The 17166-nt window shown below is 48.4% G+C and carries 8 protein-coding genes; 4 read left to right on the top strand and 4 right to left on the bottom strand.

Annotation, left to right across the window (positions count from 1 at the left end):
- Positions 1–147 precede the first annotated feature (147 nt).
- Positions 148–1653 carry a RagB/SusD family nutrient uptake outer membrane protein gene (locus J0A67_RS20330; RefSeq protein ID WP_206571227.1) on the bottom strand — a complete coding sequence of 502 codons (1506 nt, stop codon included), beginning with the start codon at positions 1651–1653 and terminating at the stop codon, positions 148–150.
- Positions 1654–1686: 33 nt separating this feature from the next.
- Positions 1687–4740, bottom strand: coding sequence for a SusC/RagA family TonB-linked outer membrane protein (locus J0A67_RS20325; RefSeq protein WP_438839598.1), 3054 nt, complete (start codon positions 4738–4740; stop codon positions 1687–1689).
- A 595-nt stretch (positions 4741–5335) separates the two neighbouring features.
- Between J0A67_RS20325 and J0A67_RS20320 the strand changes: the two genes are divergently transcribed.
- From J0A67_RS20320 to J0A67_RS20310, 3 genes are all read left to right on the top strand, one after another.
- The gene (locus J0A67_RS20320) at positions 5336–8431 is read left to right on the top strand and encodes a SusC/RagA family TonB-linked outer membrane protein (RefSeq protein ID WP_206571225.1); all 3096 of its coding nucleotides are present in this window, start codon (positions 5336–5338) and stop codon (positions 8429–8431) included.
- A 17-nt stretch (positions 8432–8448) separates the two neighbouring features.
- Positions 8449–9951, top strand: a complete 1503-nt coding sequence (locus J0A67_RS20315) for a RagB/SusD family nutrient uptake outer membrane protein (RefSeq protein WP_206571224.1) — start codon at positions 8449–8451, stop codon at positions 9949–9951.
- A 322-nt stretch (positions 9952–10273) separates the two neighbouring features.
- Positions 10274–13426: a PVC-type heme-binding CxxCH protein gene (locus tag J0A67_RS20310; protein WP_206571223.1), complete on the top strand. Its 3153-nt coding sequence runs from the start codon at positions 10274–10276 to the stop codon at positions 13424–13426.
- A 192-nt stretch (positions 13427–13618) separates the two neighbouring features.
- Here J0A67_RS20310 and J0A67_RS20305 read toward each other — a convergent pair whose 3' ends face one another.
- Positions 13619–14662, bottom strand: coding sequence for a DJ-1/PfpI family protein (locus tag J0A67_RS20305; protein ID WP_206571222.1), 1044 nt, complete (start codon positions 14660–14662; stop codon positions 13619–13621).
- A gap of 65 nt (positions 14663–14727) precedes the next feature.
- A complete protein-coding gene (locus J0A67_RS20300) occupies positions 14728–15765 on the bottom strand; it encodes a GlxA family transcriptional regulator (protein ID WP_206571221.1) in 1038 nt (345 codons plus the stop codon).
- An 87-nt stretch (positions 15766–15852) separates the two neighbouring features.
- On the opposite strand from J0A67_RS20300, the gene J0A67_RS20295 reads away from it, so the two are divergent.
- Positions 15853–16974 (top strand): FG-GAP repeat domain-containing protein, encoded by a 1122-nt coding sequence (locus J0A67_RS20295; protein ID WP_206571220.1) that lies wholly within the window; start codon positions 15853–15855, stop codon positions 16972–16974.
- The last annotated feature ends 192 nt before the right edge of the window (positions 16975–17166 follow it).

The following is a 17166-nucleotide window of genomic DNA, read 5'->3' as shown; positions in this document are numbered from 1 at the left end:
GAGGCCGAAAGCCATTCAAGCAAGCTATTTACTTCCTGTCATTTATTTAACTGTCCTGCTATTTCGGCTATAGAAGAAAATAACCCAACATCGATACTCTTACTATGGAGAGCGGATGTCGGGCTATTTGAATTGAAGAAAACCAACTTAGAAATAAGGACTCAAATCAGACTCAGCTGCCGGATAGGGATAGAATTTATCTAGATTAGTAAACACATTAGGTCTAGGCTCTGCGCGGGGTGGATAGTAGTAAGCGGCAGGGTCTGCCACGATCCTTTGACCTAATGGGACAATAATCTCCTGAATTCGGTCCGTACGCTGAATATCAAACCATCTTTTGTTTTCAAAGGCCAGCTCCACCCTTCTTTCCTTAAAGATAGCCTCTCTCATATCTGCTTGGCCTGTAGCAGTCGTTGCTGCCAAGCCCGCACGGGCCCTTACTTGGTTGAGGTAGGTGGCCGCTTCGGAGGACTTACCTTGCTCATTCAGGATCTCGGCCATAAAGAGTAGCACTTCGGCGTAGCGGTAGATATGGAAATTCGTACCGGTATTGCCATGCTGTGAGTGTTTCTTGGCGAATTTCTTGATATAAGGATAATTTTTGTCTATTCGCTCACTGCTTGATAAAAATACCCATGCAATCGATGCGTCTTTTCTTGTATCTCCGGCTTCATAGGCAGCGATGATATCTGGTGTTGGAATGTTGTTCCCTTCTCCATCTAGGTTTTGTGTATTGCTTGTGCCGGTGATAGGCTTGAGCTCTGCAGCCAAAAGAGGTCTTGGCATCATTCTATAGATTATGTCGTTTTGGAATCCCGCCGCTCCTTCGAGATACTGCACTTCAAAGACTGACTCCGCATTGTTTTTATTGGATGCATTATCTGAAAAGGCCATCTCGTAACTTCCCATCAGCGAATATTCCCCGCTGCTGATCACGGGAGCAAGAATTTCCTCTGCCTCCGCCCATTGCTTACGGTTGATGTAAACGTTGGCGAGAAGTGTTCTTGCCGCTCCTTCGGTAGCACGCCCCAACTGCTGGGCGGACCTCTTAGGAAGCAAAGGTATCGCCTCGAGCAAATCTTTGATGATCTGGGCATAGACTTCATCTTCAGTAGAAAGTGGTAAGGCCGCTGCATCGCGTCCAGGCACAGGAGTCAGGTGCAGCGGAACACTGCCCCAGTATCTGGCCAGCTCGAAATAGGCATAGGCTCTCAAGAACAAGGCCTGTCCCCTAACGTTTGCCTTTGCCGCGGCATCAAATTCCACTCCATCGATCAATGCGAGGACCTGGTTGGTCCGGGCGATAATGAGATAATCCTGTCTCCATTGGTTGAGAAGATGGGTATTAGGGTTAGTACCGTTAGAAACCAAGACGGAAAAATCAGCCAAATCTTCCTGGGGATCCACCGCCCCGAAGTTAGGGTTACGGCCATAATAGGTATTGTCGGAATGCATCTCGCTTAGCAACCAACTACGTTCGGTCGTGATTGCCCGAAGAGGTGTATAGGCGGCATTGACAGCCTGCTCAAAATCCGTCTGGGTTTTAAAAAAAGTATTAGAGGTCAGCTCGGTTTCCGGAATTACAGTCAGAAAATCCTCACAGCTGGTCAACAAGACACTCGCCATGGATAATGCTATGATATATTTTTTCATTGTTAATGTCATTTTGGGATGAAAGACCTTGGATCAGAAATTGATATTTGCTCCGAAAGTGATCGTACGCGGAACCGGATAGGCTGACAAATCGACCCCAGGGCTCAGGTTTCCTCCATCGCCATTTCCGTCGTTTTGCATACTGACCTCAGGATTTGATCCTCCCCAATACTTGGTAAATACCCACATATTTTGTCCGGAAGCATAGATCCTTGCGGATTTGATGGCTTTTCCCAAGTTTTTGAAGGAATACCCCACCGTGATATTTCGAATAGTAAAAAACGACGCATCGTACACAAAGTGGCTGCTATTCCAGTCACGTTCTACTCCGGTGACGTTACCGCCACCTACTGTAGTTCCAAAAATCCCCTCCCCTGGGTCTTCGGGTGACCTGAATCGGTCAATGGCTTTTCTCACCATATTGAAAACACCATCCAAGTTGGCCGTGCTATACAAGTGCCTCATCCAAAGCTGATTACCCTCCGAACCAGAAGCCGTGATGCTCGCGTCCCAATTTTTAAAGGTGAAATTGTTTACGATCCCATAAACGAAATCTGGGAAAGGATTTCCAATGATTGCCCGGTCATCGTTGTCACCACCATAGGTGATTATTCCGTCACCGTTTACATCACGCATCTTTATACTGCCTACAGTAGACCGCCCAGGAATAATTGGAGAGTTGGCAAGATCTTCCTCATTCATATAGAAACCTTCTTTGACCAGGCCATAAAACTGTCCGAAAGGTTTGCCCACTTGGGTGATGTGGTAGGTACCATAAACGCGGTCGATTCCCTCTGCCAATTCAATTACTTCGTTTCTGTTGAAGGAGATGTTAGCGTTGATACTCCAGCGGAAGTTGCTAGTGTTTATCGCGATGGCGTTGACAGCAAATTCATGACCCCAAAACTTGATTTCGCCGATGTTGTCATTGAAGTTGGTGAATCCTGCTTCTTGAGGGATCTGAACTGCGTAGAGGAGGTTGGTGGTATTTTTGGTATAGAAGTCATACACAAAGGAGAGTCTGTCGTCCCATAGGCCGATGTCCAAGCCGAGATCAAATTGGGCCGTGGTTTCCCAGCCTAGGTTCGGATTGTTTAAAGAGAGTACAGATGCTCCTGGCACGACGGTTTCACCGAATACAGAATTGACAGTGACACCATTCAAAGCGTTTCCTACTCGAGCATACTGGGTATAGTTACCGATGTTGTTGTTGCCGGTGATACCGTAGCTGGCTCTCAATTTAGTGAAAGAGATTGTCGAGTTGGTGTTCAAAAACTCCTCGTCAGACAGCACCCAACCGACCGAGGTGGAGGGGAAAACGCCCCAACGGTTATCCGCTCCGAACCGGGAAGAACCATCACCCCGTACTGCGGCGGTAAAAAGATATTTTCCTTTGTAGTTATAGGTCAATCTCGAGAATAGAGAAGTCAAAGTCCATTCCTCAACCCCCGAGTTAGTCCCCCCCCGATTTATGTTGATCGCTCCCTGAATGGTGGGAAGTCGGTCATCCGCATAGGTATCGGCTTGGATACGTGTACGGTCTTCTCTGTATTGTTGATTGGAAAAGCCCACTAATGCTTCGAAATTGTGATCGTTTACACTTTTGCTATAGGTTGCGATATTCTCATTCAACCAAGACAATCTTTGGTAATTTTCACGGATAGACACTGCAACCGTTGGAATGGCCACATTTATGTTAGCGGTAGCCGTTGAGGGGTTAAACCAGAAATAATTGGAATTCCTGATTTCGGTGTTGAAGCTTGACTGGAGAGAGAGGCCTTTGATTGGTTTCCAAGAGACGAAGGCATTGGAGAGCACGTTCATCTGTTTAGTCTCATTGGTGATTTCTTCCGCTGATCTTACCCAGTTTGGATAAGCGTAGATATTGCCCGTGTTGGCCGGGAATTGATTGAAATAGGTCAATTCGCCATTTGCGTCGTAGATCGGCATGATCGGCCAAGTATGCAGGGCATTGAACAGAATTCCCGTACCCCGGGTGCCGTCGGTGCGTGGAGTATTATCGATCACATAGTTAGGCGCAACGTTGAATCCGATGTTTACTTTGTCGGAGACCTGATAATCGGTATTCATTCGAAGAGAGAATCTTCTATAATCTGAATTAACCACCACACCATCCTGGGTAAACACACCAGCAACTACTGCGGTATTAACGCGTTCCTTATTGGAAGTCAGTGTTAAGTTGTAGGAAGAAATTGGAGCTGTCTGCAGCATGGCATCGTACCAGTCGTTATTTTGGTCTCGATATTGAGCCGGATTCTGAAACACCTCTGGTACCGGCTGTCCTGCATCCTCGTAGGATTCCTTTTTGAAAGTGGCAAATTCCTCCGCATTCATCATTTCCAGCCGCCCTTCCACTGGGACTTTCTGGAATCCTGTGAATACATTTAGTCCAACGTTGGTCTGACCTGCTTTTCCTCTTTTTGTTGTGATCAAGATGACCCCATTTGCCGCACGGGAACCATATAGAGAGGTTGAAGCAGCATCTTTTAATACGGTCAATTCCTCAATTTCATCCGGGTTTATCTGGTTGATATCCCCTGTAATGGGAAATCCGTCCACCACATACAGCGGCTGACTACCGCCGGATACAGACAGTTGACCCCGGATACGTACATTCATCCCTTGGCCGGGCTTACCGGTAGTCTGGTTGATCTGAACCCCAGCGAGTCGTCCTTGGAGCTTCTGTGCAACAGAGGATACGGGCATATCCTGCAATTCTTTGCCTGACACCGACTGGATTGCCCCGGTTACTTCCTTCTTGATCTGGCTGCCGTAGCCCACGACCACGACTTCGGAAAGATCGGAGGTGGAAAGATCCAATGTGACGTCGATTGTCGTCTGCCCTCCGACCACGGCTACCTCTTTAGTAATGTAGCCAACAAAACTCACCACCAAGATTTCTCCAGGTGCGGCGTCGATACTGTAATTCCCGTCTATATCAGTGACGGTGCCTCTTTGGGTCCCTTTTACCAAGACCAATGCCCCCGGCACCGGCTCTCCTTCGGATGTGACGACACCCCGGATAGACTGGGACTGCCCAAAACTCGTGACACTTATGCATAACATAAGCAGCAAAAATCCGATGAACCGGATTTTCACATTAGATAGATAATGGTTTTTCATATTGACGGGTTTTGTTAATTGAATAAAATCAACTCAATTACACTATATATAAATAGGTTCCTGTCCTGCCCAATCCTGAAAAAAAGCCTAAAAACCAACTATTTACCACAGGACACAGCAGGACAGATCATCGAAAGATTCCGATTTGATTCTTTATCTAGTATCGAGAAAACCGGAAGCGAATACATGACGGCCAAATTTGACGCGTAGTACATGCTTCCTTTTAGAATGGCAAAATCTCCACGTGCTACTCTCCCACAAAATCTTAAAAAGAAGCTCCCCGTCAAGTGAATGTTTCTAAAACATGAAATTTCACCGCAACCACCGCGAATTACCTAAAAATCAAGTATAATATAGGTATTATTATATCTGATATTTTTTTTATTATAATTTTGAATATTAATAATTATATATACTAACAAATAATTAACACTATCCTGTCTACATTGAACCCTAGAATCTCATTTTTTCAGGATTCTACAGGACACATTCCCGATCGACGTCCACCTAACTTGTTGATACAACAAACCCAACTTACATGTCAAAGTATCTTCATTATAAAAGAAAGTTAGCGACTAGCATTCTGTTAGCGTTACTATTAATCGGCACGATAGCCTATGGACAAAACTTGCCTGTAAAAGGAATCGTAAGGGAAGCTGGCTCCGATACTCCGATCCCAGGAGCATTGGTAATTGTAAAAGGAACTCAAAGGGGAACGGTCACCGAAAACAACGGCTCATTCAGCATAGAAGCGAGCTTGAACGAAACTCTGGTGGTGAGTTTTATTGGATATTCTACCACTGAATATGTCATAAGCGACCTTTCCAATACGATTGAAATAAATCTACCCGTTGACGAAGCAGAGCTTGACGAAATAGTTGTGGTAGGATACGGTACCCAAAAGAAGTCGGATTTGACGGGTGCGGTGGGGTCGGTCAGCGAGGAGAGCCTCAAAGATCGTCCATCTCCCAACCTGTCCAACGCCCTCTCGGGCAAAGTGCAAGGGGTAAATGTTTCCATTAACTCCGGACGTCCAGGTGGCCGAGCCAATATTCGCATTCGAGGGAATACTTCAGTCAGCATTGCCAACGACCCGCTCTACGTGATCGACGGGGTAATCATGCATTCAGCTGGCCTGGCAAACGGGAGCACGCCTATAGACTATATCAATCCCAATGACATTGCCTCCGTCGAGATTCTCAAAGATGCGTCCGCTACAGCCATCTATGGTGCCCGCGGCGCCAATGGAGTCATCCTCGTCTCCACCAAGCGGGGAAGTCAATCTGGCGGAACTATCGCTTACGAAGGAAACTACAGCATCGGCGTCCTTCCCAAAAAAATCCCCCTGTTAAATTCTGAAGAATTCCTGGCCATGGAAGACCTGGCTTACCAAAACGCCCAAAAGTATGATCCGAATGGATGGAGAAACGGAATCTATAAAGACCCGGCGCTGAAGCGCACCGACCCTAGGCTATTCGATGCAAACGGCCAACCGATCTACGACACAGACTGGCAGGACGAATCCTTCAAACCTGCCTTTACCCAAAGCCACCAGCTCAATTTCACATCGGGAAATATAGACGACAACTTTGGCGTGTACTTGGGCTATAGGGATGAGGACGGACTAATGGCCAATTCTTGGATGAAGCGCTATTCGGCTAGATTTGTTTTTGACAGCAAAATAAAGGATTGGATCAAAGTAGGTGGGGTACTAAGCTACAACGACCAGAAGGAAAGCCAGGTAGATCCCCTTGGAAACGGGGGTATCATCGCCATGCGCCAAGTGCTCGAAGCTCTCCCCATCATCCCGGTGAAATACCCCGATGGAAGCTGGGCTGGCAATGCCGATTATCCGGGCATGGAAGGAGGAGACAACCCCATACAAGTTTCGGAGGAAAGAATCTACCTGGTCAACACACAAACAGTACTGGGGAACGTCTATGCGAACCTATATCTGGCCAAAGGATTGGAATTCAGGTCAAACTTATCCGTCAACATCGTAAACCAGCGGGTGGACTACTACGGTGGTAGAGAGCTCGACTACATATCAAAAAACCAAGGTGGGGACGCATCGATCTTTAATGACCGCCTTAACTCTTGGCAGTTTGAAAACTACCTCACCTATATCAAAGAATTTAACCAAAACCATGCGATTAATGCCATGGCCGGTATAGCATGGCAGCACGTGGACAGATTCAACTCCACAGCCAGGGCGCAGAATTTCCAGGACGATTACTTTACTTTCAACAATCTGGGAGCTGGAGCAGTGGCTGTCCAACCGGGCTCAGGTACGGTTGCTTATGGGCTAAATTCCTATTTTTCCAGGATCAACTACACCCTACGTGACAAGTACCTCTTCACCTTCACCGGCCGCGTGGATGGCTCGTCCAAATTTGGAGAATCCAACCGATACGCCTTTTTCCCTTCAGCCGCATTTGCTTGGCGAGCTTCTGACGAAAACTTCTTGAGCTCCAGCAACCTGATCTCAAACCTGAAACTACGTGCAAGTGTGGGCCAGACAGGAAACTCCGAAGTAACGGCTTATCAAGCGCTGGCCGGAATGGGCAATTATTCCGTGATATTCAACGATCAGCGACAGATAGGTATAGGCGTGAGCCGCCTTGCCAATCCCGACTTGAAATGGGAAGTCACCTCTCAGGTGGATTTCGGAGCGGAAATCGGCTTTCTCCAAAACAGACTGATGTTTGAATTGGACCTTTACCGCAAAATCACCGACGACATGCTTCTGAGCGCGCCAGTGCCTTCCAGCAGTGGCTATACCGTCGTAAGCAAAAACGTGGGCAGCATGGAAAACAAGGGGATCGAATTTGGGCTGAATACTGTCAACGTCGAAAAAAGCGACTTCTCCTGGACGACCAACTTCAACCTGTCGATCAACAAAAACAAGGTCAAAGCCCTGACCGGAGGAGCGGACATTTTCTTGGGATCCACCATCGTCAGGGAAGGCGAACCAGTGGGATCCTTCTTTGGCTTTGTCCATGAAGGCACTTGGAACACCGAGGAGGAAACCGTAGCGGCATCCTACAATAAGCGACCTGGCGACATCAAATACAAGGATGTCAATGAAGACGGGGTGATCAACGACTCCGACCGGGTGATCATCGGCAAGGGTATCCCCGACGGTTTTGGCACCTTTGCCAACACGTTTAGCTTCAAAAACTTTGAACTGCTTGTGGACATCCAATTCACCTACGGCAACGACGTGCTTTTCAGGAGCAAGCACTCGGCCGAAGACCGGACCGGCATCGCTAACAGCTTCAAGACAGTTCTGCAGGGATGGACTCCGGAAAACCAGGAGACCTACTACGCACAAATCCGCCCGCTTACCGCCGGATACAATACCAACAACGACTCCAGAAGGGTGGAAGACGGGTCTTTTGTGCGAGGCCGAAACATCATGCTATCCTACAGCTTTGCTCCGGAAATACTGGAAAAACTTAAGCTGAGAACCATGAGGACCTTCTTCTCCGTCCAAAATTTCTTCCTATCCACTGACTACTCCGGCTACGATCCTGAGGTATCCACCTCCGGGGCGGCGTTTGACCAAGGCGTCGATCTGTATGCCTACCCCAAACCACGTGTGTTCATGCTGGGTGTCAGTGTTACTCTCTAATAAAAACTCCGACAATTATGAAACGTACCAAATCCCATATAGCCAAATTCATCCTGTTGTCCTCCCTGATAGCGATCACATCCTGCGCAGACTTTTTGGATGAGTCAGATAAGTCCAATTTCACGCTGGACAACTATTTTACCAAACCGGAACATGCTACTAGCGCTGTCAACTCGATTTACCAGAGCTTGCAGCCGATCATGTCGAGTGGTTTTGGCGGAGGCCCTTGGATGATGACCGAGTTTGCCACCGGCCTTGCAGACACCGAGCTGGGGCAGGCGCAAAACAGCCTCTTCGTCATGAACTTGGACAACACCTCGGACAACGGCTACGGCCAGACCTACTGGACAAGCTTCTACCTTGGCATCGCCAACGCAAACGTGGCATTGGCTGAAATCCCAGGCATGAACATGGACGAAACCGCCAAAAACAAACTACTGGGCGAAGCTCGCTTCCTACGGGCTTACTATTACTTCAATCTGGTCCAGATCTTCGGTAGAGTACCTCTCATTACCGATCCCATCGACCTTTCCTCCGAAAACCTCTATCCGGATCAGGCGGAACCCGCTGCTGTCTATGACCAAATTGTGGCTGATCTCCAAGAGGCCGAAAAGTCCGGACTTGCCTGGAGGGATGCTTCCGGGAGGGTGTCCATGGGCGCTGTAAAATCCCTTCTCTCCTCGGTATACCTTACCATGGCGGGCTATCCACTCCAAAAAGGAAACGAATACTACGCCCTGGCCGCATCCAAAGCCAAAGAGGTAATGGACTCCAGTACCTTCTCGCTATTTGATTCCTACGCCGCGCTGCATAACCCCAGTATGAAAAACCTTGGTGAAAACATCTTCATGGCCCAATTTGTAGCCTATATTCTCCCATCCAGTTGGCAGGTATCCATTATCCCCTACAACAGGGGAATCTCCAACTATAGCGCGGAAACGGGCGGCATCTTTGCCCAGGAAGCCTTTGTAAAGTCCTACGAACCGGGTGACAAACGAGCGGCCGAAAAGGAGTTTTACTATACCAGCTACACGCTAAGAAGCGACAGGACCAAATCGTTGGAGTTGGGAGACTACTACATCTTCAAGCATTTTGACGAATTAGCACAAACCAGCACAACCAGCAGTTCGATGAACTGGCCTATTCTCCGTTACGCGGAGGTATTACTGATATTTGCTGAAGCTTCCAACGAGGCAAATGGACCCAATTCAGATGCTTACGCTGCGGTAAACCAGATTCGGTCCAGAGCCGCTCTAGCCCCTTTGCAAAATCTGTCCAAGGAGCAGCTTCGCGAAGCAATCTGGAGAGAAAAATTCTTCGAACTTTCCTTCGAAAACAAGACCTGGTTTGACATGGTGAGGATAAGAAAGGGTTTCAACGTCACCACCCGTCAGTTTGAGGACTACGTGGGTCACAAGTTTGTCTATGGCCCCACGGTCACTGAGCGAGAGCTGCTGTTCCCCATTCCTACGGCAGAGGTAAGAAACAACCCCAAACTCGTTCAAAATCCAGGCTATTAAGATTAAGTCACGGATATGAAGAAATATCTAGCGCGGAGTCAAAGCACTTAGAGACGTCTTCTGTAGTAAACATTGTGAGAGGTTTTGCCAAGATAGGCAAAACCTCCTCTCAATACCCCGAATAGCCAAAAGGAAAACTAAGACTGCACAAACGATGCTGTGAACACAATGCAACTCAGCCATTTTGCCGTATCGCCCGAAAAAACCATTCACATAGTATAAATACGCATTCTAAAAGCCTTCTTTATTTGTAATCAATTAATTTGTAACTCACTTTATTATTATCAAGGTTTCCAGTCTTAAAGCAAAATAATATCCACCCATGTTTAAGAATCCCCAGAAAAATATTTTCATTTTTTTCGTTTTAGGGCTACTTACTTTTCAATGCACTCAAAAGCAGACCCTCGAACTCCACAAGAACTCCCATATCACGCTGGTAGGCAACAACCTTGCCTCACGCATGCAGGAGTATGGACTCTTTGAAACCGAAATGCACCTCCGCTATCCAGATAGCACGCTGTTGATCCGCAACCTGGGTGATCCCGGAGACACGCCCGGCTTTCGGCCTCGATCTGGCACCAACGATCCCTGGGCCTTTCCCGGCGCCGAGGAGTTTCAGGATGAATATGCCACCCCGTCAGGCAGCGAAGGATTTCTCGAAAAGCCGGATCAATGGCTAACCCGACTCCAAGCTGATATCGTGGTAGGATTTTTTGGCTTCAATGAATCCTTTCAGGGAAAAGAAAAGCTGGAAAACTTCCGGGCAGAACTGGAGGCTTGGGTCATCCACTCTAAGTCACAACAGTACAATGGCAAATCCGCTCCCCAACTCGCATTGGTATCTCCAATTGCCTTTGAAGATATCAGTGAACTGATCGACGTGCCGAACGGTGTGGCCGAAAACGAAAACCTCAAACTCTACACTGACGCGATGCGCGAAGTGGCAGCAAAACATGAGTTGGTATTTGTGGACGCCTTTGATGCCAGCCAAGGCTGGTACGCAGACTCCTCCGATCCTCTCACGATCGACGGTTCTCAACTCAATGAGAAAGGCTACGGCAAATTTGCGGTATTTCTTGCGGACGAGCTTTTTGGCAAGGAAAAACCCAAAGCCAGTGCCAACCGCGACCTGATCCACCAGGCGGTGATGGAGAAAAACTGGATGTGGACCAACGACTACAAAATTCCCAATGGCGTTCACGTCTTCGGGAGGCGCTACGATCCTTTTGGGCCAGACAATTATCCCTTTGAGCTGGAAAAGATACGCCAGATGACGGCCATCCGCGACTCCGCGATCTGGGAAGCCAGCCAAGGCAAAAGCAAGGATCTTGCTGCCTCGGATGCAAAAACCAGAACCCTCCCCGAGGTGGAGACCAATTTCAATCCCGATAAAAACGGCAGCCTAGAATACAAGTACGGAGAGGACGCTTTGAAAACGATCAAAGTACCCGAAGGCTACAAGATTGAATTATTCGCTTCCGAAGACGAGTTTAAAGACCTAGCCAATCCAGTGCAGCTTTCCTTTGACAACAAAGGAAGACTCTGGGTGGCTACGATGCCAAGCTATCCCCACTACAAGCCGGGCGATCCAAGGCCACAAGATAAACTGATCATTTTGGAAGATACGGACGGCGATGGCAAAGCTGACAAGCAAACTACTTTTGCGGACAATTTGCACATCCCGGTTGGCTTCGAGATCACGGCAGAGGGCGTCTACGTATCGCAGGGAAACAATCTGATCCTGCTTGTCGATGAAAACGGAGATGACAAAGCGGACCGCAAGGAAGTGCTCCTGAGCGGATTTGACGACCACGACACACACCACGCCATTTCTGCCTTTACCACTGATGAGTCTGGCGCCATCTATATGGCCGAGGGCGTATTTTTGCACTCCAATATCGAGACTTCCTACGGCCCAGTGCGTGCGACCAATGGGGGCTTTTATCGCTACGAGCCCAAGCGACACAAGCTGGAGCGCGTCAACCAAGTTTCCATTCCAAATCCCTGGGGCATCGCCTTTGACAATTGGGGACAAAACTTCTACGCGGAAACTTCCGGCCCGAACGTCAACTGGATGCTGCCAGGCTCCGTGCTTCCGCGCTACGGCAATGCCAACTACAAGGGGCCAAACCTGATCGAAAAAGACCACATGGTGCGCCCCACTTCTGGCCTCGAATTCATCTCCAGCCGCCACTTTCCAGACGAGATTCAGGGCGACCTGATCATCAACAACACCATCGGATTCCTCGGCACCAAGCAGCATCAGGTATTCGAAGACACTGTCGGCTTTGTGACCAAATGGAGACAGGATTTGATCACTTCCTCAGACCGGAATTTCCGCCCGGTTGACATGGAGATCGCCCCTGATGGCTCCATGTATATCGTCGACTGGCACAATATCCTGATTGGACATATGCAACACAACGCCAGAGATCCCCTTCGGGACCACGTGCATGGGCGAATCTACCGTCTCACTTATCCCTCCAGACCTTTGCTCAACCCTGCCAAAATCGACGGAGCTACTATTCCAGAGCTTTTGGAAAACCTCAAGATGCCAGAGTATCGAACCCGGTACCGAACCAAGCGCGAACTGCGCGGGCGTGATGCCAAAGAGGTGACTGCCGCTGTGGAAAAATGGGTGGCCGACTTGGACAAAAACGAGCCCAATTACGAGCATAACCGCCTGGAAGCTCTTTGGGTGACCTGGGGAGCCAACCAAGTAAACCAAGATCTACTCCGACAACTCCTAAAGTCAGAAGACTATCGTGTAAGAGCCGCATCCGTACGGGTACTCAGATATACTGGACATCAGGTCAAAGACCAAGGTGAGTTACTGATGGAAGCCGCCAAGGATACCAATGGCAGAGTGAGGATGGAGGTAATCGCCGCAGCATCCTGGCTTCCTAGGGACCAAGGCCTCCCAATCCTTGCAGAAGTGGAAAAGCAGCCCCAAGACAATACCTGGATCCCCAAAACCCTGGAAACAGCCGTCGCCCATCTCAATGGGCTTTCAGTGGCAGCGAAGAAAGAGGAAGACATCAAATCCTCATTGACTGGCTCTGACCGAGAATTGTTTGTCTTGGGTAAGGAGATCTATGCCAGAGAAGGGTTCTGCTCCACTTGCCATCAGCCCGACGGCGGGGGACTCAATGCTTCCGGCTTCCCTCCACTACGCGGCACACCTTGGGTGACGGGAAGTCCGGAAAGGCTGATTAAAGTGGTGCTCAAGGGACTTCTGGGACCTATCAACGTAGCCGGCCGGGATTACCCTGGCCAAGTTCCCATGACTCCATTTGAAGGCATGCTTAACGATTCGGAAGTTGCCGCAGTGCTCACCTATGTCAGGAATTCCTTTGGCAACCAAGCCTCGCCAGTTTCGCCCGATCTGGTAAAACAAATTCGGGAGGAAATAAAAGATAAAGAGGGCTTCTATAGCCCTGATGAACTATTGAAAGCCCATCCCCTGGAAAAATGAAAGCAGAAGCTGAATGTCAACTATTGAAGAGTTCGATAGCTGATATGTTCGTGTGGGATTCAACCAAAGGAACAAAGCTGAACAAGTAACTCAAATGACAAAAATCCCTCTAGCTTCAAACTGGAGGGATTTTTCGTTTGAAGGACGCCCTTCACTTTGTTGATATGAAAGGTCCAGAAACTGCGGATTGATCTAGTTCAATTTTGCGAAAACTTCACCGTCAGCTTGCACTTTATACCCATTGATTTTCCCGTCTTCACCCCTCTGGAAATAGATCAACTCTCCCCCCTCCACGTCACTGAAAACATCCTCATACTCATGGAATATCGGATAGTTTACCCCCTGAATCTCGGCATATAGTGTTTGGTTCTCCTTGTTTAAAGTCAAGTCAAATGCCCCAGAATCGAAATGCGAATACTTCCCTACAAAATCCTCCAAATTGATACCCGCTGTGGCAAACTGATAGGGGCTATCGCCGGAAAGGACCAAACCATCCCCAGGCACCCAATTGTCATACTCCATGTAAAAGGCTGTTCTCCTAGCCGCATTGAGTCCTTGAAACTTTGCGACCAAATGCAGTGCGCCATCGATGCCGGCAGAAATCCCTGCTGTGGTCACTACCTTTCCATTGTCCACAAAACGTACTTCTCGAAGCACTTCTATCTCTGGGTAGTTTTCTTCCAAACTGTTTAGAGAATTGTGAAAAGTGGTAGCCTTCTTCCCGTCTAAGATCCCCGCCTCCGCAAGCATAAAAGCTCCCGTACAAACCGAAAAGTGATATTCAACTTCTGTCTGGCCTTGAATCCATTCGATAACCGAAGAGTCTTGGTATGCCCGGGAGGCGTTTCCTCCAAAAAAAGCCAAGATGTCTGCCTTTGGTGCATCGTCAATTGAATAGTCTGGAATGACTTTCAAAATACCCTGGGACTTGATCGGATCCTTGGTCTTCGACACGGTGAAGACTTTGTACCCCGCATAGGAAAAGACTTCCATCGGCCCTGCAAAATCCAACACCTCTACCCCATCCTGAAGGTAAAAAGCAATCTTCTTGACCCTATTTTTTTCAACCAAAGTCATATTGCATTGGGGACAAGTACCGGGACCGGAAAAATCCCGGCTGTCACAGGAACTGCCACAGGGAGGACAAACGTAGCTCCTGCTTTCGCCTGTACTTTGCCCCAAAAGAGAAGTCTGAATCATAGTTCCCATTATCACCCACAAGAAAAGCCGCTTCATATCTTGATCTTTTTTCCAAAACTAAAATCCACAAGCTTGGGAAAAAAGGACAAGCGTACGCAGGATCAGGACAATTTTTGAGGAATAAGGTCCCGGTATTTTCTGAGCAGGGAACGGAGTTGGTTGGAACTCTTCAGTCCGCAAGTCAAGGCAATGACTTCTACCTTTTCCCCACCATCCAAAAGTTGTAGCGCCTTCTCAAAACGGAGTTTGTCCCGATATTCTCCCAGGGTGATTCCCACCGTTTTCTTGAAAAGCCGACTGAGGTTACGAGGGCTCGTATTTACTTTTTCAGCCAGGTCCTCCAATGAAAGCTGCTGATCCAGATGATTTGCCATCAAATCCTGGACTTGATGAATACGGTTTTCCAGATGGTTTCGAAACTGAAGAAAGACGCTCAGCTGCGGGTCATTTGGCATCCTGCGGAGAAAAACCACCATCTCTTTTGCTACCTTGAAAGCGAACAATGACCCAAAAACCTCCTCCAAAAGAAAAAGCGAAAGATCAATTCCCGAGGCAACTCCCGCACTGGAGTAGATGTTGCTATCTTTGACAAAAAGCCGATCGGCCATAAGCTGTGCGGTGGGGTGAAGCCGTTCGAAGACTTCGCGGTATTTCCAGTGCGTGGTGCAAGATTTCCCATCGAGCACTCCTGCATTCGCCAAAAGAAATGTCCCTGTACAAACCGAGCAAACTTTGGCGTAATTCCCGGCTTGGACTCGTACCCAATCCAGAAAAGGCTGAATCGTTTGGTAAAATCCCCCACGAAAATATATTTCAGACTCCAGCCCAGGGATCACCAACCAATCGGCAGGTCCGAGCTCAAAGTCCCTAAAGTCCAGTAAGCTGTTAATGCCCAAACCTGGGCTCGAACTTTCCTCGGAGTTCCCTTTGAGAGAAATGAAAAAGATCTCAATAGACGGGTTTAGCACCTTGGCCTCGTAAAAGGCATGCGCCGGCCCGCATAGATCCAAGAGATGAACTTTTGGGGGAACTGCGAAAAAGACCCGATATTTTTGAACTTGAGAATCGTGCATGCCGTGGGAACTTCCGTGAAGTTTAACTGGAATTTGGGGATTGTCCAATTCCTGCTTCCAAAACATACAGATCAGGATAGCTCATTTTCCAATTTTGACAACCTTCGATTGCACGTGTTTCTTTTCTTTGCATTCCAACCCAATCATGCCTAAATGAAACGACCTAATTTTCCACTTACCATTCTTTTGTTCACCTTTTCCTTTTCTGCTTTTTCCCAAGCCCAAAATCTCCGTTTTGAAAAGCAGCTGATCGCCTTCGAAAGCAACGAGTCCGTCGGAGCTTTTGATGTGGACAAGGATGGGCACATCGATCTCGTCTCGGGCAGCTATTGGTACAAGGGGCCGGAATTCAGGGATCGCTTTTTGATCGGACAGGTGAAAAGGTACGGTGAGTATTACGAGGACTTCTCGACCATTTCCATGGATGTCAACGGGGACGGCAAGATGGATTTTGTGACCGGAGGCTGGTTTGAAGGAAAGCTGGTTTGGAAGGAAAATCCCGGCAACAACGGCGAATGGAAAGAACATCTGATCGCGGAAACTGGCAACATCGAGTCCACCCGGGCCTGGGACATAGACGGGGACGGCACGCTGGAGATTGTACCCAATACACCCCGCAAACCACTGGCATTCTACAAATGGATCGGACCCAATCAATTTGAAAAGTATGAGGTATTTGAGACACAGGGCCACGGACTGGGATTTGGTGACATCAATGGAGACGGATTTGGAGACCTGATTTCCTCTTTCGGCTGGTATGAGGCTCCCGCGGACTTGCGGACAGGACAGTGGAACTTCCATCCCAGCTTCAATCTGGGAGACATCAGCGTACCGGTCATCGTCACTGACCTAAACGGGGATGGGCTCAATGACCTCATCTTCGGTATGGGACATAACTACGGTCTGTTTTGGATGGAGCAAAAGCGGGACGGAGAAGGGCAAATTAGCTTTGCGAAGCATCCCATCGATCCCTATCATGCCCAATACCACGCCATGGAATGGGTGGATCTGGACGGAGACGGGAAGAATGAGCTAGTCACCGGCAAGCGGTACCGCGCGCATAACGGCAAAGATCCAGGAGGCTTGGACGAGATTGGGCTCTACTATTTCAAGTGGGATGGGAAGACTTTCGTGAAAAACGTGATCAGCTACGGCCCGCTGGGAGTGGGCAAAGGCACAGGCATCCACTTCTCAGTCACTGATCTCAACGGAGATGGAAAAACAGACATTGCAGTGGCCGGAAAAGACGGCCTGGCGGTGTTTTGGCAGCGGTAAGCGGGCGTTCAATCCTGATCAATCTTTGACTTTTGTCTTAGGTTTGAAACTTTTGATTTAAGGCTATCCAGAAAAACAGGCCGACAGGAGACGAAAGCCAAGCATCCCACCTCAAGAGGAGGAGTGCCCCACTACAATCGAATCACCCCCTCAGAAAAACTGCATTCATTTTGATGACCTAAAACATCAATC

It is taken from the genome of Algoriphagus aestuariicola (genome assembly GCF_017254835.1).
Classification (GTDB): domain Bacteria; phylum Bacteroidota; class Bacteroidia; order Cytophagales; family Cyclobacteriaceae; genus Algoriphagus; species Algoriphagus aestuariicola.
This window is presented reverse-complemented; position numbering and strand designations above follow the sequence as displayed.